Below are 19,260 nucleotides of genomic sequence, written 5' to 3'. Positions count from 1 at the left end.
ACACCACAAGAGGAAAAATTAACTGCAAATTAATGCCCCTAACGTCCCAGTATCTCATTTCTACAGCGGTTGAAATAAAGATACAGCGAGAATGCTCACGATATTTTTATGCAGTACGTTAAGAAAGTCACAGACTTAGAAATAATAACATATGAAGATATTACTTTCCGTAAGCAAAGGAAATTATTGATCTCTTTATTTTTATAATCCTTTTAATCAAGTCATGAGGTTTAAATGAAATTTAAGCGGGCATACTTTGATCATTATATGATTGATTCAATGCGAATGGCTTTATTTATTATCATTGTTCTTTCACTTGTTAATTTCGCCCACTACAACATGAGCCTTAACATTTTCCGCGAAAGGATGATCGATACAGCTCTGGAAAGGACAACAAACTATACCTCTCGCACACTCCAAGATGTAAACGACACTTATGCATATGCTAGTCAAGTTCTCGCAGAGTTATACGCTTATAAAATACAGCAAGATTATAACCCTGCTGATATATTACTGGACCTTAAAGAAAAGGAAAAATCACTTTCCGTAAAGAATATAGGCTTAATCGATATCCGAAGTAACCTTTACTTAGATAGCTTAGGGCGTATCCTTTCAATAGATACAAGTTCAGAAAGAGATAGGTGGATCCAAGATTTTCTCGAGATGCCACAAGATTACCGATATTATTTTTATGACCCTGATAACTTGGAATATGAGACGCTTTACTCTTTTTATTATGACCATAAAATCAAAAACAAAAGTAAACAGGTGATCGGTATTCTGGGGGTCGGAATAAACTATGATGAATTTTACAATAGAATTCAAGCATTAGATGAAGGTATCGATGTATCCTTTCTTACAAAAAATGGTGAAATAAGACTGCCTAAATCGATTAAAGGCGAATCAATTTACTCTCTGTACCCTCATGTTTCCAAAGAAAAATTTCAGTCTATAGAGAATGAAAACCAGATTATATGGAAACACAATGCGAGTGAGAGTTTTCTCTTCTATTTTCATTATTTAAAAGATATTAACAGGGTTCTTCTTCTGAAGATCAACGTGACTGACTATTATAATCAGTCAAGAAAGCAGCACTTTTATTCCTTTCTCCTTGGGGTTGCCCTTACTATAATTGTGGTACTCATAAACCTCTCAGCCAGTATCTATCAAAGTAATCGATTAAAGCGCGCAGCTTTTTACGATTCACTTACCCACTGCCGCAACCGTAATTATCTTGATAGTCAAATCAAAAAATACCGCTATTGGCAAAAGATAAGGCAAACTGAATACTCTATGATTGCCTTTGATATCGACCATTTTAAATCAATTAACGATACTTTTGGGCACTCAGAAGGCGATCGGGTTTTAAAACAAGTTGCCGAAATAGCTAACAGCTGCCTAAGAGATAGCGATGAGTTTATTCGGTGGGGAGGAGATGAATTTATCATATTGCTTAATATGAATGCACAGCACGCTGTCACTATTGCCAATCGAATAAAAGAAAATGTAGAACAAGAAACACTGGTTTCATTATCAATTGGTATTACAGATATATCAGTGAAGGACAGCTTCAAATCAGCCATGAAACGCGCAGACTCAGCACTGTATGATGCCAAGGAGAATGGGAGAAATCAGGTTAGAGTTCGCTAATTAACGGCCCATAAAAACACATAATTGTAGCGATTAAGTGAGAACGGAAAAGAATGCTATTAATACTCACAGCCGCGGCTCCAGAAAGTGGATAGTTTTATATGGAAATCTACCCACTTTCATCTCGCCACGTTATAGCGCATTCGCATCAAATGATTTGCGAGGAATAAATCGGCCATTCCCTGCTTTGCCCGTAAACTCTCGATTACGTGCAACAACCTCTCCTCGACTGATGGTCATTACTGGCCAACCTTGGGTTGGGGTATTCTCAAACGGGGTGTAATCTGCATTGTCGTGCAATAGCTCGTGAGTAATCGTGACATTCTGTTCTGGGTCAAAGAGCACAAAATCAGCATCCGAACCCACTTGTAATGCCCCTTTTTGAGGATAAAGGCCGAACAGTTTGGCTGGAAGATAACTGGTTAACTCAACAAAGCGGCTCGGACTGAGACGCCCTTTCATCACACCTTCTGAAAACATCAATGGCATTCGGGTTTCAACACCCGGCATGCCATTAGGACATGCGCTAAAATTGTCTTTGCCACGCTGTTTCTGCTCATGGTAGGTAAATGAACAATGATCGGTCGCTATGGTATCAATGCTCCCATCCACTAGCCCTGCCCACAGTTTTTCTCGCTCAGCGGCAGGCCGTAATGGCGGACTCAGAATGTATTTCAGTGCATCTTCTTTTTCATAGCAGCTATCATCAAGCATCAGATATTGCGGACAGGTTTCAACCCATACCGGTTGGTGGTTGTCGCGAGCAAGACGCGCATAGTCTAAACCCAAGCCATTGGAAAGATGAACAATATACAGCGGCGCATCCCCCGCTAATTTAGCGAGATTGATCATTCTAGCGATCGCTTCGGCTTCGCATTCAAGTGGGCGGCTTATCGCATGATATTTAGGTTGGGTTTTACCTTGCTCAAGCAACTGTGTTCGACGCAAGGCAATCGCAGCGTCATTCTCTGGATGAACCGTTGCCAACGCCCCCACTTGTTTAAGCTGCATCAGTGCCTTTAAAACCTCGGCATCATCGAGCTTGTAGCCGTAGGTAAGATATAACTTAAAGCTGGATATCCCTTCTTCTTCAACCATTGATGCCATTTCAGCGAGAATGTCGTCATTAACATGCTGAATAACACCATGAAAACTGTAATCAATTGCTGCCGTATCCTTGGCATACGCTTGGTATACATTGAGCTGATGATGGAGACTGCATCCTTTCGGGCCAAACCCCATATGATCGATGACCATAGTGGTACCGCCACAAGCTGCAGATCGAGTACCAGAAAGAAAATCATCACAACTGCGAGCGATACCGACATCAATATTGAAGTGAGTATGAACATCAATACCGCCAGGCATCACATATAAGCCCGTCGCTTCAATAATTTCACATGACTCAGGAATAGTATGAATCTCAGGCGCTATTTCAGCGATTTTCCCATCAATGATAAGAATATCGGCTTTTTGCTCTTGCCTATGATCAACCACTATTCCTTGGCGAAGCAGCATTGTCCTTGATTGGAAAGGAACAGGACTGTCCGATTGGCGTTGTGATTTTTTTTCCGAAGCCGCTGAAAACATAGTCTCTTCCTTCGATTTACTCTTTGCCGCGGTCAATAAAAATAGAGGTCAACTAAAATTGGCCTTACCGCAAACACAATTAAGGGTTGGCTCGTATTACTCTTTCTTTTGCCCGTTAAAACGGCGACTCGCATTAATAGACAAAAGAAACAGAAAACATCAGCATGACAAACAAGAAATCCATCCTGGGTGAGATGTTACCCCCAGGATGAAAAGGAGGAATAAGCAAAGCTTGATATCCTCCTTCAGTCATTACAAAAACTATTTGTTGAGTTCACTCAAGTACATCTGAGGGATAACAGCGTACATCGCAGCACAAGTGACTAAGTGATCTTTCCACGTTTTCTCGTTTGGCGCATGTGCTTCAGGCTCTTTACCAGGGCCAAAGCCAATCACAGGAATACCATAGCGACCCATGATAGAAACGCCGTTAGTAGAGAAGGTCCATTTATCAACGGTTGGTTTTTTGTCGAACAGTAACTCGTAAGAAGCTTCTAGTGTCTTAGTCGCAACATGCTCTTCATCAATAACCCAAGCAGGGAAATAACATTCTGTCGGATAAACTAACCCTGTGTAGGCTGGGCGGTCGTAGTCGTACATAGAGACTTTACCACCGAATTTCTTAACAGAGTCCAGCTCTTCGATTTCTTTGATAGCACCTTCCCATGTTTCACCCCAAGTCAAACGACGGTCAATCGAAATTGCACAGCTATCGGCAACCGCACAACGGCTTGGTGAGGTGTAGAACACTTCAGATACGGTCAATGTACCTTTGCCTAGGAATGGGTCATCGCCAAGATTAGCAGATAATTTCTCAATATCGTTGAGCATATGGCCCATTTTAAAGATGGCGTTGTCACCACGTTCTGGTGCAGAGCCATGACAACTCACCCCTGCAACATCAACACGGATTTCCATACGGCCACGTTGGCCTCGATAAATCTGGCAATCTGTTGGTTCTGTTGATACCACAAATTCAGGGCGGATATTGCTTTCTTGAATAATGTACTGCCAACAAAGACCGTCGCAGTCTTCTTCTTGAACCGTACCTGTAACAAGTAAGGTATATTCGTCTTCCAAGCCAAGCTCTTTGATGATCTTACCGGCGTAAACCATAGACGCCATACCACCCTCTTGATCCGATGCACCACGGCCACCGATCACCTCATCATCTTCCATACCTTCGTATGGGTCGAAGTTCCAGTTATCCATGTTACCGATACCCACGGTATCAATATGTGCATCCATAGCAATTAGGTGAGGGCCATGACCAATCCAACCGAGTACGTTACCCATAGGGTCGATTTCAACCTTATCAAAACCGACTTTTTCCATTTCTTCTTTAATGCGTAAAACAACTTTTTCTTCGTTACAACTTTCACTTGGAATCGCAATCATGTCACGAAGGAAGCGAGTCATATCCGCTTTATATTCTTGGGCTTTGTCCAGTACTTGAGTGAATGGAATATTCATTATAATTCTCCTTGAACCGAGCGGTGGTCATCACACTCGGTATGATCGATTTTCACGGCATCCTGCCTTTTTGATGACGCTGACACGACGCTAAATTGGAAGTTTGGGTTTATCAATTTTTAAATCATTCAATGGCGCTGGTTAGTGTGAGAGCACAGAGAAAGCGCAAAGGTATAAACATCAATACGCGCTTTCATGCAGTCATTCGCTAACGAGCAAAACTCAAATCGTTTGATGCTTACCGCCCCATACCACTTCACGATAATGGACAGGATCGGTATCGCCTTCGGTATTAATAAGGAGTACCACTGAGTCTTTATTGAAGCCGAGTTTAGCCATCAATTGTTCTTTTTCTGGGTGGAAATGCACTGCGGCAAGCAAGCCAGCACCGACAGCACCTGATTCACCAGAAACAATCCTTGGGTCGCTACCTAGTGGGTTGCCGAGTACTCGCATCCCGAGAGCGGCGACACTGTCTTGGCAAGAAACAAACTGAGTAGAACAGTCACGAAGCACTGGCCAGCCAATAGGATTAGGCTCTCCGCAGGCCAAGCCGACCATGATGGTCTCAAGGTCACCATTAACATTGACCATTTCACCCTTCTCGCTGATACCAGAACGGTAGATACAGTCAGCGTTATCTGGCTCGACAACAACAGAATGCAATTTATCTGGGCCATACTGCTCACACAGGTAACCAAGCACACCACCCGCCATTGCACCAACACCAGCTTGAAGGAAAACATGCGTTGGACGCTCAACAGCCATGGCTTTCATTTGATCGACGGCTTCTGCCGCCATGGTGGTGTAACCTTGCATGATCCAAGTTGGTATTTCGGTATACCCTTCCCATGCAGTGTCTTGCACCACTTTCCAGCCATTTTCATTCGCTGTTTTAATGGCAAGACGCACGGTATCGTCATAATTCATGTCGGTAACAATACATTCCGCACCCAGCGCCCGAATATTGTTTACTCGCTCATCGGCTGCACCTTTTGGCATATACACAACAGCATTCTGACCGAGTTTATTGGCAGCCCACGCAACACCACGACCATGGTTACCATCGGTCGCCGTTGCGAAAGTCATTTTTTCTGTAATATCGTTTTTTAATTTCGCGAAATCAAAAGCATTGATATCGAGGCTGAATTCATCACACAGTAAACGGGCGATGGCATAAGCCCCACCCAGCATTTTGAAAGCACTCAAATCGAAGCGGTAGGCTTCATCTTTGACTAGAATTTTCCCAACACCAATGACGTTAGCTAAACAGTCAAGAGAATGCAGTGGTGTTGGTTGGTAGCCTTCCACCGCTTGATGGAATGCACGGGCTTTTTCCGCCTCGATGGCGGTGAATAGAGGAGAAAGCTGACCGTTATAGTGGCGGTTATCGGCGATCTCCATTTTTAGAGTGAACGTAGACACGACCATACCTCATAAAAATAAGAGAAAGAAAAGGCGGGGCTATTCAATAAGCTAAGGGATTACCCCCGCGATTAGACTTGCATAAGACAAACAGTTTGATTGGGTATTTCCCTGCCTAACAAACACATAAAACGTCTTTTGTTAGGCAGGGGAAGGTTCGTGATGCGATTGCGTTATTTAACACGCTTCTTCGCATCATCCAGCAGTTCTTGTAGGATAAGTCCTGGCTCTTGGTATTTACGGTTCATAATCATTGCCGCAATCACATATGGCTTCCAGCTGGCTTCCTTATAAGTTTCAATACGGTACTTATCAAATACCGACTCTTCCACTTCGCCAGCTTCGCAAGACACGCCCGTAATATCTGCTGGTAAACAGTGCATGTACAATGCTTCACCCGCTTTGGTTAGCTTCATCATTTCTTCGGTACAGTGCCAATCTTTATGGTTAGCATTCTGTGCCAGACATTCTTGTTCCAGTGCTTTCAAGCCATCATGATCGTTAGCACGTAACAACTCTGTACGGCGCCCCATCACTTGGTATGGCGCCCAAGATTTTGGATACACGATATCAGCATCTTTGAAAGCTTCTTCCATGCTGGCTACTTGCGTGAAACTACCGCCAGATGCAGCCGCATTTTTGCGTGCTTCTTCAACCACTTCAGGGATAAGGTCATAACCTTCAGGGTGCGCTAGCGTCACGTCCATACCAAAGCGAGTCATCAGGCCGATAATGCCCTGAGGAACTGACAATGGTTTACCGTAGCTTGGCGAGTAAGCCCATGTCATCGCGATTTTCTTGCCTTTCAGCTCTTCTAAGCTACCGAAGTGTTCTTCCAGCCATGCCAAATCAGCCATAGACTGAGTTGGGTGGTCAATATCGCACTGAAGGTTAACCAGTGCAGGACGGTGAGGTAACACACCTTCTTTAACACCATCATCCAGAGCTGCACCGACTTCACGCATATAGGCATTACCCGCACCTAGGTACATATCATCACGAATACCGATAGCATCAGCACAGAAAGAGATCATATTGGCCGTTTCACGCACGGTTTCACCATGGGCGATTTGAGATTTACCTTCATCTAAATCCTGTTGAGCAAGCCCTAACATATTGATCGCAGATGCGTATGAGAAACGGGTACGCGTTGAGTTATCGCGGAAGAGAGAAATACCAAGACCATTAGTAAACACGTTAGTAGCAATATTTTCCTGACGCATCGCTTTAAGTACTTGCGCTGTTTTCAGTACACGCTCAAGCTCTTCCGGTGTTTGCTCCCAGGTCAATAAAAAGTCTTTATCATGTAATTCAGATTTTAGCTCATTAATTTCCTTGATCAGTTCATTGATGCTCTTCATATTTTCCTTCCCAGTATTAATTGTTATGCGTCCCTGACAGTACTTTCATCACAGGGCAGTCGCTTAATAGATAGTGACCCTAGAATATTCAGTAATAAGTTACGGTTAATAAATGTAGATAATTCAGAACTTGACTAAGTAGCAATCAACATTTGTGCCAACATTAATTTCTGTGAAAAGTTATTTATAAATAACCCTCACTCCCCATAGATACAGGGGTGTGAGAGCCATTAAGTGCCCCTATATAAAAAAGGAAAATTAAATGGCATAAAAACTATCAAAGATGTATCAGCCCTTTACGCCAAAATGATAGTGATAAGAGTAACGGAATATCATTTTGATATTTCAACATGATCTTGGTAACAAAAGCCTTCCATTTTGATCTTTTCAATTAGAAAAACCTGACAAATATCCAAACAGTCTATTTTTTTTTCATTTATGCTAATTTTGTCATTAAAGGAATAGTTTGAATAATATGCAGAACACTACCTCTCCTTCAGAATTAATGCAGTTGCAACCAACAATCCTTCGATTTACCCAAATGTTGTCAGCAGTGTTAAAAATTGATGCCGAAGTTGTCGATGCCGATTTGGTTAGGATTGCAGGCACAGGTCCCTACAGTAAGTTTTTTGGCAAAAAGCTAAATACAAGCTCAAGGATTTTCAGATACATCATTGAAACAAATGAAGAAAAAGTTGTAGTTAAATCTAGAACCGATCCTTTGTGCGAAGGATGTAACAACAAGAGTTCTTGCCGTGAAATGGCCTTCCTTGGTGTTCCCATTATGATTGAAGAACGCTGCTTAGGCGTGATCAGTCTTGTTGCATTCACTGAAGATTCACGTGAAAGAATCAAGGATAATGTCCAACTTTTCTCAGACTACGTTAAACACATAGCGCAAATAGTTGTATCTAAAGTTGTCGAAAGAAACAGTAAAAATAAAGGCCTTGATGAGGTGTTTACTCATCTTATTGAAAACATGGACCAAGGCGTATTAGTTCTCGATGAAAACAATCGAGTAAAATATGGTAATCAACCAGCACTTAATAACTTAAATATAAAGCAGGACGCTTTATATGACCATGAAATTAAAATTAGATCATTGTCACTTCACAATAATGAAATAAAAAGCCATCAACAACATATTATTTCACAAGGTGAATGGCAAAAACTCATTGTTGGGCAATTTTATAACACACAAGGGCAGCAATTATTTTTGATGGCATACCATCAACCCAATAGCGATTTTACGATTCAGGATCATGGCTCCCTACTCAGCACTGTCATTGGTGAATCAGCCAAGATGCGCCAACTCAAAAAGATGATTACGCGTGTTGCCAGCAGCCCTTCAAGCGTACTGATAAATGGTGAAAGCGGCACTGGTAAAGAGGTGATTGCAAACGCAGTACATAACCTCAGTGATCGAAGCCAATCCCCCTTCATTGCGATCAACTGCGCCGCGATTCCTGAGGCCTTGCTGGAAAGTGAATTGTTTGGCTATGTCAAAGGCGCGTTTACTGGCGCCTCTAATAAGGGCAAAAACGGCCTAATTCAAGCGGCTAACAAAGGAACCCTCTTTCTTGATGAAATTGGCGATATGCCAATGACGCTGCAAGCGAAACTGCTACGTGTACTGGAAGAACGTAAAGTGATGCCGATTGGCTCTAATGATGCTGTCCCAGTGGATATCAGGATTATTTCCGCTACCAATCATAATTTTCAAGAGATGATAGCCACCAATAAATTCCGAGAAGATTTGTATTACCGTCTCAACGTGATCCCTTTCCAACTGCCGCCTTTAAGGGAGCGAGAAGGCGATATCGCATTACTGACTAACTACTTTCTTGAGTATCACACACAAAAAATCGGCGTGGCTTACCCAGGGATAAGTGCTGAAGCCATGCGCCGCCTTAATGTCTATCATTGGCCGGGTAATGTGCGTGAACTCAGTAACTTAGTTGAATATCTTGTCAACATTGTGCCTGAAGGTGACCAAATCGACATTGACTTACTTCCGCCGCACTTTGAGCAATCATCAGAAATATCCAGCCCTGAGGCTGCCTATAACGACGATTACTCGATGAGCTTAGAAGATATGGAAAAGAACCGTATTGAAGAGGCGATACATCGTCTGGGTAACCGCAAAATGGTCGCCGAAGAGCTAGGGATAGGTATTGCAACCTTGTACCGTAAAATTAAAAAATACGAACTCAACAGCCATCGAGCCTCTTGAAGTGGATTAAATCATCAATAACACATCAAAAGAAAGCAATCATGGGTAGCAATAACTAGCAACGTCAAGTAAGCCGACTGTTTGGGGGGAGCTTGGTGAGATCAGTATGTAAAACGGGGGCTGTTATAAGCCCCCTTTAGCTACTGTCGACTTTAAGCATGACAGCAACTAAAGGGAACATAATTAAAACTAGATTGCCCAACCTCCTGCGTAGAAGGCTACCAATACAATTGCAATGATGACAGTACCAACATTCAAGCGTTTCGCCTCACCAGAAATCACGCGGCCAATCACTAAAGAACCAAAGCCAAGCATAATACCGGTAACAATATTACCCGTTAGCACGATAAATACCGCACACATAAGGCCCGATAGCGCATCAACTGAGTCAGACATATCCAATTTGCTGACGTTGCTCATCATTAACAAACCAACGTACATCAAAGCAGGCGCCGTGGCATATGCTGGGACCAAGTAACTCAGTGGTGACAAGAACAGTAGTAATACAAAGAGGCCGCCAACAACCGTTGCGGTTAAGCCCGTTTTACCCCCCGCTGCTGTACCTGCTGCCGATTCGATATAGACAGCGGCTGGTGCTCCACCAACAAAGCCAGCAAAAATACTACTCACGGAATCCGACGTTAGTGCTTTACCACCATCGATAATTTGACCATCTTTATCGAGTAACTTTGCCTGACCAGCAACGGCACGGATAGTACCCGTTGCATCAAAAATAGCCGTCATCACCAAAGCCAATACACTTGGGATCACGACTGGGTTCAATGCGCCCATAATGTCCATGGTTCCCAGTAAGGATTCACCTTCCCCACCAAACGAAGGCATCGCAAATAGCCCCTGATAGGTCACGTTAGGATCGAAGATCAAACCAAAGATTGAAATAGCAATAATCACCAGCAGAATACCACCGGGAACTTGGCGCTTCTCAAGCCCGAAAATCGCGGCTAAGCCAACAATCGACATAAGCACAGGTAATGAAGTGAACTCACCCAATGCAACAGGTAGGCCGTCATGCGGGTTTTGCACCACCAAACCGACACCATTTGCAGCAATCAGTAGCAAAAACAAGCCAATACCTATCCCTGTTCCGTGCGCAATTCCGGACGGTAAGTTCGTCAATATCCATTGGCGCACACCAGTAACGGTAATAGCAGTAAACACCACACCCATTAAGAACACAGCACCTAGCGCAACGGGAATACTGATCCCCTGCCCCAGTACCAAACTAAATGCGGTAAACGCAGTAAGGGAGATCGCACAGCCAATAGCCATCGGCAGATTTGCCCAAAGCCCCATTAGCAGTGAACCAAACGCTGCGACTAAACAAGTAGCAATAAACACTGCCCCTTGGTTAAATCCAGCCGCTCCAAGCATACTCGGCACAACAATGACCGAATACACCATTGCCAGAAATGTCGTCAAACCGGCAACAACTTCTTGTTTTACACTACTACCGCGTTGGGAAATTTTAAAATACCCATCCAACCCGCCTTTACGGGATGTGTCTTCTTCTACCACTGTGGATTCATGATGAATCGAACTATTCTCAGACATGATGTGATTCCTTGTAAAATTGAGTGTCCGGCTCGCTGCCTGAACACCTCGATAAACGTTGAGCTTCCTCTCAACCCGCCCCGTAGCAATCGATTGCTTTCTTGGGGCTGTGACTTGTCCGTCACGCTATAAATGTTGCTGACTTTTTTATCGACACAACCCCAGTTACAGAACCCATAACCTCCATAAAGAAGTATCCCTAGAGCGAATAACCGGGGCTGAGCAAGGTAAATTGGCGGCGATTATACGCCTCACTCACCCTGAATTGTCAAAAAATCATTTTCTAACGAAACCGTTTGCGTAAAGTTTAACCTCTTTCGTACACTAACCGGCCATCGACATAAGTTCGGTAGATACTTCGGTCGTCACCCAACGTCATCAGCATGAACAACTTATCAGACAAATTACGAGAGCTGTCGTAGCGAAGTTGTTGTAGTGGTGTTGAGCATGGGTCGATAATGACGAAATCAGCCTCTTTACCCACTTCGAAGTTACCAATTAAGTGATCCAAAGAGAGTGACTTAGCGCCCCCTAGCGTGGCCAAATAAAACGCTTCGAACGCTGAGAGTCGATGCTGTTGCAACTGCATAACCTTGTACGCTTCGTTCAGCGTTTGCAGCATATTAAAGGTTGTTCCTGCACCGATATCGGTCCCCATCCCAACTTTTACCTTACGTTTCCATGCTTCCTGTAACTTGAATAAGCCGCTGCCAAGGTAAAGGTTAGATGTTGGACAGAAGGCAACCGCCGAGTCTGTGTCTTGTAAGCAGTCCCACTCCTTATCTTCAAGGTGGATACAGTGGGCAAACACACTCTTCGACCCCGTCAGACCATGATGGTGGTAAACATCTAGATAACCGTCTTGCTCAGGAAAGAGTTCTTTTACCCAAGCAATTTCATTTTGATTCTCACACAAATGCGTGTGTATATAGGTATCTGGGTATTCTTCTTTAAGTCGGCCAGCGATAGCTAACTGCTCTGGTGATGACGTTGGTGCGAAACGTGGTGTAATGGCATACAGTAAACGACCACGTTTATGCCAACGCTCTATCAATTCTTTGGTTTGGTTGTAACCTATCTCTGGCGTATCCAACAAATATTCAGGCGCATTGCGGTCCATCATCACCTTACCGGCGATCATACGCATATTGATCTTCTCGGCTTCTTCAAACAGTGCATCAACCGATTCAGGGTGAACCGTGCCAAACACCAAGGCTGTTGTGGTACCGTTTCGCAGTAGCTGCTTGATAAAGAAGGTCGACATTTCACGAGAATAGTCTTTGTCTTTATAGCGAGCTTCCGTTGGGAAGGTGTAGTTATTTAACCATTCCAATAGCTGTTCGCCATAAGCGCCAACCATTTCGGCTTGAGGATAGTGAATATGGGTGTCGACAAAACCTGGCATGACAATCTTGCCAGGATAGCTTCGAATACGAACAGTCGATGGGATTTTATCTTTACCTTCAGACCATTCGCCAACCCATTCGATACGCCCGTTATCGACTAACATCAAACCATCTTCAATAAAGCGGATGTTCTGCTCTATATCTTCAGGTTTGTCGACAACTCTCGCGATATCTAAGATAGACGCTCTAATTGCTTTAATAGATTGGGTATATTCCATGATTACCTCTTATCTTTCCGTGCTGGCCAGTGGTAGGGCACCGTTTTTTCCAGCTCTCATTTTTATTAAATTCGTTCTTTGGAAAACTTAAACTTGTTGTTCACGTGACTGCATGGCTTCTTCCTCAGCCAATGCTTTTTCACATTCTTCACACTCTTTGATTTGGTCTTTCAATGCTTCGCGTTTTTCATTCGCACTCTCAGCTTCATCGGCACGGTTAATACCCAAAACAATATTGAGCCCCAACGCGACTAAAGAGCCCGTCGTAATGCCCGAGCCAAGAATGACGCGGATTGAATCTGGCATATAGGTTAAGATTTCAGGGCGAACCGTTACCGCCATGCCCGAGGCAACCCCGACAGCAATGATGAGCATATTGCGTTTGGTGAAGTTAATTCGTGACAGGATGCCAATACCTGCGGAGATGATCATGGCAAACATCACAAGTCCTGCCCCACCAAGCACTGGAGAAGGAATGGTGACTACAATACCGCCTAGTTTCGGGAACATACCTGCAATCACCATGATCACACCGGTAACAGCAACCACATGGCGACTCGCTACACCAGTAATCGACACAATGCCGACATTTTGACTGAATGATGAAAAAGGCGTTGCACCAAATACTGACGCAAGGGCACTGCCGACACCGTCACATAAGATCCCTTTCGATAGTTTCTTCCCTGTTAACTTGGTATGGGTTGCATCGCTCAAGGCTAAGAAGTCACCGGTCGATTCCATAATGGTAACCAGATAAGCAATGGACATCCCAATAACGCCACTGATCGTAAAACTTAACCCGAAAGGTAATAGTCCAGGCAAGGAGAAGAACTTAGCCTCTTTTACCGGTGTAAAGTCCACCACTCCCATAAAGATCGCGACAATATAACCAACCATCATGCCAATCACGATAGCAGCAGCCGAAACCAGTCCTTTACCCAGTTGCGATAACACAATCACCACAACCAACACCAATAAACCCAACATCAAGTTATTGATTTGACCGTAATGTTCCTGTCCAACAAATCCACCCGCCAACCAATCGACCGAGACAGGTAAGATTGTTAGACCAATCAAAACCACCACGGTACCAGACACCACAGGCGGAAAGAGTTTCCTGATTTGTGGCATGAAACGACTACCAATGATCATCACCAAGGAACCCACCAGTGATGCACCAAATATCCCTGAGATACCCGAGTCCATCCCAATAGAAATCGAGATAGCCACAAAGGTGAAGCTGGTTCCCATCACCACAGGCAGCCGGATCCCAACAGGACCAACCCCTTTGCATTGGATGATAGTCACTACGCCCGATACCATCAGAGCGGCATTGACCAAAATAACCATTTGTTCCGTTGGCAAACCAATCGCACTACCGACTACCAAAGGGACAGCAATGATAGCCCCCATTGCAGCAAGCATATGCTGAAGGGCAAGGAGAATTGCGGCCCCCATTGGAGGCTTATCTTCCACGTTATAAAGCAGTTTCATTTCAGTTCCATCCGTACCTGTGAAACACTAGGGTCTTTACAACGTGATCAACCAGAGCCTATCCCTGCTTACCCGTCGATAACCCAACAAAAAAAACGGCCATTTCCCATCCACTGGAAATGACCGCCTTCGCATTGATTACAGCTTATTCAGACCTTGTAAAACCTTCTCTGGTGTAAAGTGCCAATCTCGCATCCAAACGCCACATGCATCATGAATGGCACTGGCAATCGCTGGCGCTGCGCCGTTAACACCAATTTCAGAAATCGATTTCGCACCATAAGGGCCAATCGGATCATCACTTGGTACTAATACCGCTTTGAAATCACGTGGGATATCACCAATCATTGGCGCACCATAGCTCTTCAAGTCGCGGGTCACAGGGACACCATGCTCATCATAAATCAGCTCTTCATATAAGCTGTGACCAATGGCGCGCATACTGGCACCGTAAATCTGTCCCAACGCTAAATCTGGGTTAACTGGCGTACCGCAGTCGAGCAAGGCATGGAACTTATCAAGACGGATTTCACCCGTACGCGTATTCACCGCCACTTCTGCGAAATTCGCGCCATAAGGGAAGGCAAATTCTGGTGTAGTGAAACAACCTGAAGCCAATAATTGCCCCCACCCTGTTCCGCTTTCTGCTTTGTGGGCAATATCGAAGTAGTTGACTTCTCCTTGCTTACCTTTCACCAAGCCCGGCGTCACAATCGCGACATCTTCAACGGGCTCACCCAGCATTTCAGCGCCACACTGAAGGATTTTCTCGCGCATCGCTTCTGCTGCTCGCTTAGCCGCATTACCAGAGAAACAAGTGCCTGATGAAGCGTAGGCCCCCTTATCAAACGGCGCATGATCGGTATCCCCAGAATGAATCGTAATGTCATCCATCGGGCAACAAAGCACTTCCGCGGTCAGTTTACTAATCACTGTATCAAGGCCAGTACCGATATCTGCGGCACCAGAGTGAACAATGAAGGTACCATCCGATGCCATTTTGATTTGGCAGTTCGCTTGATCGATATCTGGAATACCGGATTTTTGCTGGATAATCGCCACACCACGGCCCACTCTCCATTCACCGTCATCCTGTTTCGGACTGTCCCACTCAATCAACTTGCGACCTTCGCGCAAAATAGGTCCAAGGGCACAGCTGTGAACTTTAGGCGCACTGGCAGGCATTTTACCTTCACCGATAGCCGCGAGAATTTTCAGCTCTTGGCCTTCAACCACGCGGTTCTTCTCAACCATATCAAGATGGTCAATGCCAAGCTCATCTGCCATTTCGGCCATTGCCATCGTCAATGCGTAGTTGCCTTTCGGTGCACCGTAACCCTGATAAGCCCCAGTCGGACAAATATTGGAGTAATACGTGGTGACCCTGAAGTCCACATTGTCACATGGGTACAAAGGTAAGGATAAAGCAGGACCATTTGATGGCACCGTCAGCGCATGGTTTCCGTAAGGGCCGGTATTGGCACGGAAATCCATATCAATGGCTGTTAGTGTGCCGTCTTTCTTCGCACCGAGTTTCACCACCACTTTGGCAACATGGCGGGTTGAGTTAGAAATAAATTCTTCTTCACGGGTATGGTGGAAATACACAGGACGGCCTGTCGTCCACGTAGCCCATGCACACACATCTTCCAACAAAATATCTTGCTTAGAGCCGTATCCACCACCGACACGCTCTTTAACTATGTGTACTTTGTTTTGCTTCACATTAAGAATTTTTGCTACCTGACGGCGCACGTGCCAAGGCACCTGGGTCGAATCGTGCATCACAATGCGATCACCATCCATATAGCTATAGCAGATATGGGTTTCAACAGGCAGTTGTTGCACCTGTTTCGATTCGTAAGTACGTTCGATGATCTTATCCGCTTCCGCAAAACCTTTATCGAGATCACCAATATGGCCGCGAACACTGGCGGCAATATTTTTGCGAGGGAAACAACCAATCGGGAAGTTCACGATTAACTTACCTTCACGCGGATCGGCGTTTCGGTTCTGCTCTTCTAAATCATCAGGCGCACCTACGCCATATTCGATTGGCTCGTTATGAATGATCGGCGCATTGGCAGCCATCGCCTCATCAATACTCATGACAGGCTTAAGCACATCGTATTCGACGTCAATCAGTGTCAATGCTTGCTCTGCAATTTCCACCGATTCAGCGACAACAGCAGCCACACGGTCACCCGCATGGCGCAGCTTTTGACCAAACATACGGCGATCAAGCGGTGATGGTTCAGGTGCACTCTGACCACCCGGTGTATAAGGAATATCAGGGCAATTCTTGTGCGTTATCACAGATACCACACCTGCGAGTGCTTCAGCTTTAGACACATCCAGATGCTTGATCCAAGCATGAGCGTGCGGACTTCTCAGCATCTTAATCACGCAAGCGTTAGCGGGGATCCGATCTTCAACATAGCAAGGTTTGGCCTGCACCATCTTCGCTGAGTCAATCTTCGGACAGTTCTTACCAACCACCGCCAAGTCATCACGAAACTCTGGCGCAAACTGTTGAGTGTAAGCAGGATCGTCAAGACGCTTCACGGCCAATTCAACTACTTCATAGAACTGCTGATAACCCGCATCACGGCTAAACAAGCCAGATAGCGCATCATCTATCTCATCGCGTGTTGGCTGTGGAATACGCTCTAGGAGATCGGTCAAAATCAGCGCCAATGCAGGGTCGTTATAACCCGATTGCACCACGCCCACATCGATCATCGTCCGCTGCACTAGGCTTAACTGATTCCATTCACTAAGCGCTTCCGCTGTTTTGACTTCCGCACCTTCAAGCTGGGCAGCAATCAGTAAAGAGGCGTTAATTAATTTGCCATTAAGCAGGATCACATCCGATCCCGCATAACCCCAACCATCATCGCTATTACGAACCGAGTGATAACCCATAGAATGCAGCAATGTCTGTACATTTTCGCCAAGACGGCATTCCAAAGATTGAGGACGGCCATTTAAGGTAAATTGAATCGTCATGATTATGCCTCCTCTACCATGTACTGACATTCAGCCATCAAATCCGTGATCACAACACCGGCGATATATCGCTTATACTCCACACCGCCGCGAATATCGGCTTCTGGGTAAATAGCATCGGCAACGGCTTGCTCTAGCAGTTCCCCTTTTAAATCTTGTGTTTCGACATCGCGAAGACGAATTGGACGGGCCGCACCTTGATGCAAGGGCGACACACCATCAAGCGCGATGACTTTATTGCCTTGCTTATCAATCGATACCGCAGCCGTCACAATCGCAAGCCCCGCCGCAGAGCGAGTAATGTTGTAACCAATACAAGTCAGGCTGCTATCTGGAATAATGACAGTGGCGATAAGCGCTCGCTCATCATTATTGATGTAATCTTCAACATCCACTTCCTGGCCATTGGCCAGTTTCAATTTTGCTTTCAGCGCAAGTAGGCTAGGTATTAACAATGCCTCTGGCTGTCGTGCGGCAATCTCACCACCCAAAGTGGCCTGATTACGGATATGACGGGAATAGATAAACGCAGCAGATTGCTTTAAGGCCACAGGAACAAGCTCATGGTCAATTAACTGCTGGATGTGGCACATCGCACCTATATATAAGCTATCACCTTGCTGCTCGATCTGGGATAAATTCAGTTTTCCCAAAGAAATAGCTATCGTCTTATCCGTTTTGGTAGGTGCTGCATTGATTTTAGATCCCCCACCAAACCAAATGGCATCATTGCCATGTAACTGCTTGAATTCAAGTGCCTGAGCAGGGGTATCAGGCGTTAGATATTGTTCAATCATATTAATTGCCTTTTCGCATTATCGTTGTTATTCCTGCACCATGCGTTCAACCTAATGGCTCTACGGAACGTTATTAATGTCTTAAAAACTAAAAAGGCAACAAACACGCCAAGCTGCTAAAACCGATTGTTTAAGGAAAATATTCGTGAGCGGAGTCAGAAATTTAGCCCAAATTGGCATCACCATCGGGACAAATATTCCTTTTTACTTGTTAAATGTTCTCGACCTAACCACCTAAATAATAACGGTTATCACTAAGGGGGATGGTGATATCAAAATAATATCAGGGGCTATCAATATGATATGAATGGCGTTGATAGTGCGGTAAGTATCAGTGATCCATGCGAGGTGCCAATCCGTAGTTACCCACAGCAATAAAAATAAGCAGGTATCAACATGCGCCATTTGGTCACGCATTTCCCCGCTGCTGTTAAATTAATAACAGCGCTCAGTATTTTGCTCTTTGCCTCCATCGCCTTATCCAACACAGTTATTCCATCAGGAACCATTATGATCGACTTAACACAGCCTCACGAACACCAGCAGTGGAAAGCCACCAACGACAATGTGATGGGCGGTATTTCACAAGGGCAACTCACTTTTGATAGTGAGTCGAGTCGTTTTTGGGGTGAGATATCACTCGACAACAATGGAGGCTTTAGTTCGATCAATCGAACGATTGGCCCTCTACCATTCGAGGTTAATCAAGTGGCAGTGAGTTTTATCGGTGATGGCCGTCGCTATCAACTAAGACTCGCGACATGGAAGAACGGTAATAGAATCACTTACAAACACGAGTTTACAACTAACAAAGACCAACAGCAGGTGAAGGTCTTTGACCTCAACAAGTTTCAAGCGGTATTTAGAGGGCGACTTATCAGCAATGCCCCTGAACTTACAGCCCAAGACATTAAGCAAGTTGGCTTACTCATCGCCGATAAGCAGCCCGGCCCCTTTGCGCTGAATTTAATCCAAATTCGATTTCAAAGCTCACAGGAAGTGAGTGAATAAATTAATGGTATTTTCAAGCCA

The 19,260-nt window shown here is 44.8% G+C and carries 13 protein-coding genes; 3 read left to right on the top strand and 10 right to left on the bottom strand.

Annotated features, from left to right (window positions below; genetic code table 11):
• The first annotated feature begins 234 nt into the window (after nt 1-234).
• A complete protein-coding gene (locus tag OCU77_RS18340; RefSeq protein WP_048897776.1) occupies nt 235-1,650 on the top strand; it encodes a sensor domain-containing diguanylate cyclase in 1,416 nt (471 codons plus the stop codon).
• Between the two features lie 132 nt (nt 1,651-1,782).
• Here OCU77_RS18340 and hydA read toward each other — a convergent pair whose 3' ends face one another.
• The 4 genes from hydA to ygeW all read right to left on the bottom strand — a co-directional run bounded on the left by hydA (nt 1,783) and on the right by ygeW (nt 7,499).
• Nucleotides 1,783-3,240: a dihydropyrimidinase gene (gene hydA, locus OCU77_RS18335; protein WP_280523524.1), complete on the bottom strand. Its 1,458-nt coding sequence runs from the start codon at nt 3,238-3,240 to the stop codon at nt 1,783-1,785.
• A 261-nt stretch (nt 3,241-3,501) separates the two neighbouring features.
• Nucleotides 3,502-4,713, bottom strand: coding sequence for a YgeY family selenium metabolism-linked hydrolase (locus OCU77_RS18330; RefSeq protein WP_048897773.1), 1,212 nt, complete (start codon nt 4,711-4,713; stop codon nt 3,502-3,504).
• A 222-nt stretch (nt 4,714-4,935) separates the two neighbouring features.
• On the bottom strand, nt 4,936-6,144 hold the full coding sequence (gene dpaL / locus OCU77_RS18325) for a diaminopropionate ammonia-lyase (RefSeq protein WP_239685873.1): 1,209 nt from the start codon (nt 6,142-6,144) through the stop codon (nt 4,936-4,938).
• Nucleotides 6,145-6,311: 167 nt separating this feature from the next.
• Nucleotides 6,312-7,499 carry a knotted carbamoyltransferase YgeW gene (gene ygeW, locus OCU77_RS18320; RefSeq protein WP_048897772.1) on the bottom strand — a complete coding sequence of 396 codons (1,188 nt, stop codon included), beginning with the start codon at nt 7,497-7,499 and terminating at the stop codon, nt 6,312-6,314.
• A gap of 475 nt (nt 7,500-7,974) precedes the next feature.
• Here ygeW and OCU77_RS18315 point away from each other — a divergent pair, with 475 nt between their 5' ends.
• Complete coding sequence (locus OCU77_RS18315; RefSeq protein WP_048897771.1) at nt 7,975-9,732, top strand: sigma 54-interacting transcriptional regulator; 1,758 nt, start codon at nt 7,975-7,977, stop codon at nt 9,730-9,732.
• Nucleotides 9,733-9,921: 189 nt separating this feature from the next.
• On the opposite strand, the gene OCU77_RS18310 is transcribed toward OCU77_RS18315, so the two are convergent.
• The 6 genes from OCU77_RS18310 to OCU77_RS18285 all read right to left on the bottom strand — a co-directional run bounded on the left by OCU77_RS18310 (nt 9,922) and on the right by OCU77_RS18285 (nt 18,645).
• A complete protein-coding gene (locus OCU77_RS18310; RefSeq protein ID WP_211320086.1) occupies nt 9,922-11,304 on the bottom strand; it encodes an NCS2 family permease in 1,383 nt (460 codons plus the stop codon).
• A gap of 307 nt (nt 11,305-11,611) precedes the next feature.
• Nucleotides 11,612-12,928: a guanine deaminase gene (guaD, locus tag OCU77_RS18305; RefSeq protein ID WP_107302666.1), complete on the bottom strand. Its 1,317-nt coding sequence runs from the start codon at nt 12,926-12,928 to the stop codon at nt 11,612-11,614.
• A gap of 87 nt (nt 12,929-13,015) precedes the next feature.
• Entirely contained in the window at nt 13,016-14,422 is a 1,407-nt protein-coding gene (locus OCU77_RS18300) for a nucleobase:cation symporter-2 family protein (protein WP_048897770.1), read from the bottom strand.
• Between the two features lie 138 nt (nt 14,423-14,560).
• Nucleotides 14,561-17,431, bottom strand: coding sequence for a molybdopterin-dependent oxidoreductase Mo/Fe-S-binding subunit (locus OCU77_RS18295; RefSeq protein ID WP_107302667.1), 2,871 nt, complete (start codon nt 17,429-17,431; stop codon nt 14,561-14,563).
• A 2-nt stretch (nt 17,432-17,433) separates the two neighbouring features.
• Nucleotides 17,434-18,228 carry a molybdopterin-dependent oxidoreductase FAD-binding subunit gene (gene ygfM, locus OCU77_RS18290; RefSeq protein WP_107302668.1) on the bottom strand — a complete coding sequence of 265 codons (795 nt, stop codon included), beginning with the start codon at nt 18,226-18,228 and terminating at the stop codon, nt 17,434-17,436.
• A gap of 234 nt (nt 18,229-18,462) precedes the next feature.
• Nucleotides 18,463-18,645 (bottom strand): hypothetical protein, encoded by a 183-nt coding sequence (locus OCU77_RS18285; RefSeq protein ID WP_144414887.1) that lies wholly within the window; start codon nt 18,643-18,645, stop codon nt 18,463-18,465.
• On the opposite strand from OCU77_RS18285, the gene OCU77_RS18280 reads away from it, so the two are divergent.
• A complete protein-coding gene (locus OCU77_RS18280; protein ID WP_048897769.1) occupies nt 18,625-19,239 on the top strand; it encodes a CIA30 family protein in 615 nt (204 codons plus the stop codon). The two genes, OCU77_RS18285 and OCU77_RS18280, sit on opposite strands and share 21 nt — an antisense overlap.
• Nucleotides 19,240-19,260 lie beyond the last annotated feature (21 nt).

The sequence above is a fragment of the Photobacterium swingsii genome, from assembly GCF_024346715.1.
GTDB lineage: Bacteria > Pseudomonadota > Gammaproteobacteria > Enterobacterales > Vibrionaceae > Photobacterium > Photobacterium swingsii.
The sequence above is the reverse complement of the archived record's forward strand: the minus strand, read 5'-3'. Positions and strand labels throughout refer to the sequence as shown.

Excerpts from the sequence above, each read along its gene's own strand:
- OCU77_RS18340 (WP_048897776.1), top strand. The coding sequence starts at position 235 with ATGAAATTTAAGCGGGCATACTTTGATCATTATATGATTGATTCAATG.
- hydA (WP_280523524.1), bottom strand. The coding sequence starts at position 3,240 with ATGTTTTCAGCGGCTTCGGAAAAAAAATCACAACGCCAATCGGACAGT.
- OCU77_RS18330 (WP_048897773.1), bottom strand. The coding sequence starts at position 4,713 with ATGAATATTCCATTCACTCAAGTACTGGACAAAGCCCAAGAATATAAA.
- dpaL (WP_239685873.1), bottom strand. The coding sequence starts at position 6,144 with ATGGTCGTGTCTACGTTCACTCTAAAAATGGAGATCGCCGATAACCGC.
- ygeW (WP_048897772.1), bottom strand. The coding sequence starts at position 7,499 with ATGAAGAGCATCAATGAACTGATCAAGGAAATTAATGAGCTAAAATCT.
- OCU77_RS18315 (WP_048897771.1), top strand. The coding sequence starts at position 7,975 with ATGCAGAACACTACCTCTCCTTCAGAATTAATGCAGTTGCAACCAACA.
- OCU77_RS18310 (WP_211320086.1), bottom strand. The coding sequence starts at position 11,304 with ATGTCTGAGAATAGTTCGATTCATCATGAATCCACAGTGGTAGAAGAA.
- guaD (WP_107302666.1), bottom strand. The coding sequence starts at position 12,928 with ATGGAATATACCCAATCTATTAAAGCAATTAGAGCGTCTATCTTAGAT.
- OCU77_RS18300 (WP_048897770.1), bottom strand. The coding sequence starts at position 14,422 with ATGAAACTGCTTTATAACGTGGAAGATAAGCCTCCAATGGGGGCCGCA.
- OCU77_RS18295 (WP_107302667.1), bottom strand. The coding sequence starts at position 17,431 with ATGACGATTCAATTTACCTTAAATGGCCGTCCTCAATCTTTGGAATGC.
- ygfM (WP_107302668.1), bottom strand. The coding sequence starts at position 18,228 with ATGATTGAACAATATCTAACGCCTGATACCCCTGCTCAGGCACTTGAA.
- OCU77_RS18280 (WP_048897769.1), top strand. The coding sequence starts at position 18,625 with ATGCGCCATTTGGTCACGCATTTCCCCGCTGCTGTTAAATTAATAACA.
- OCU77_RS18285 (WP_144414887.1), bottom strand. The coding sequence starts at position 18,645 with ATGCGTGACCAAATGGCGCATGTTGATACCTGCTTATTTTTATTGCTG.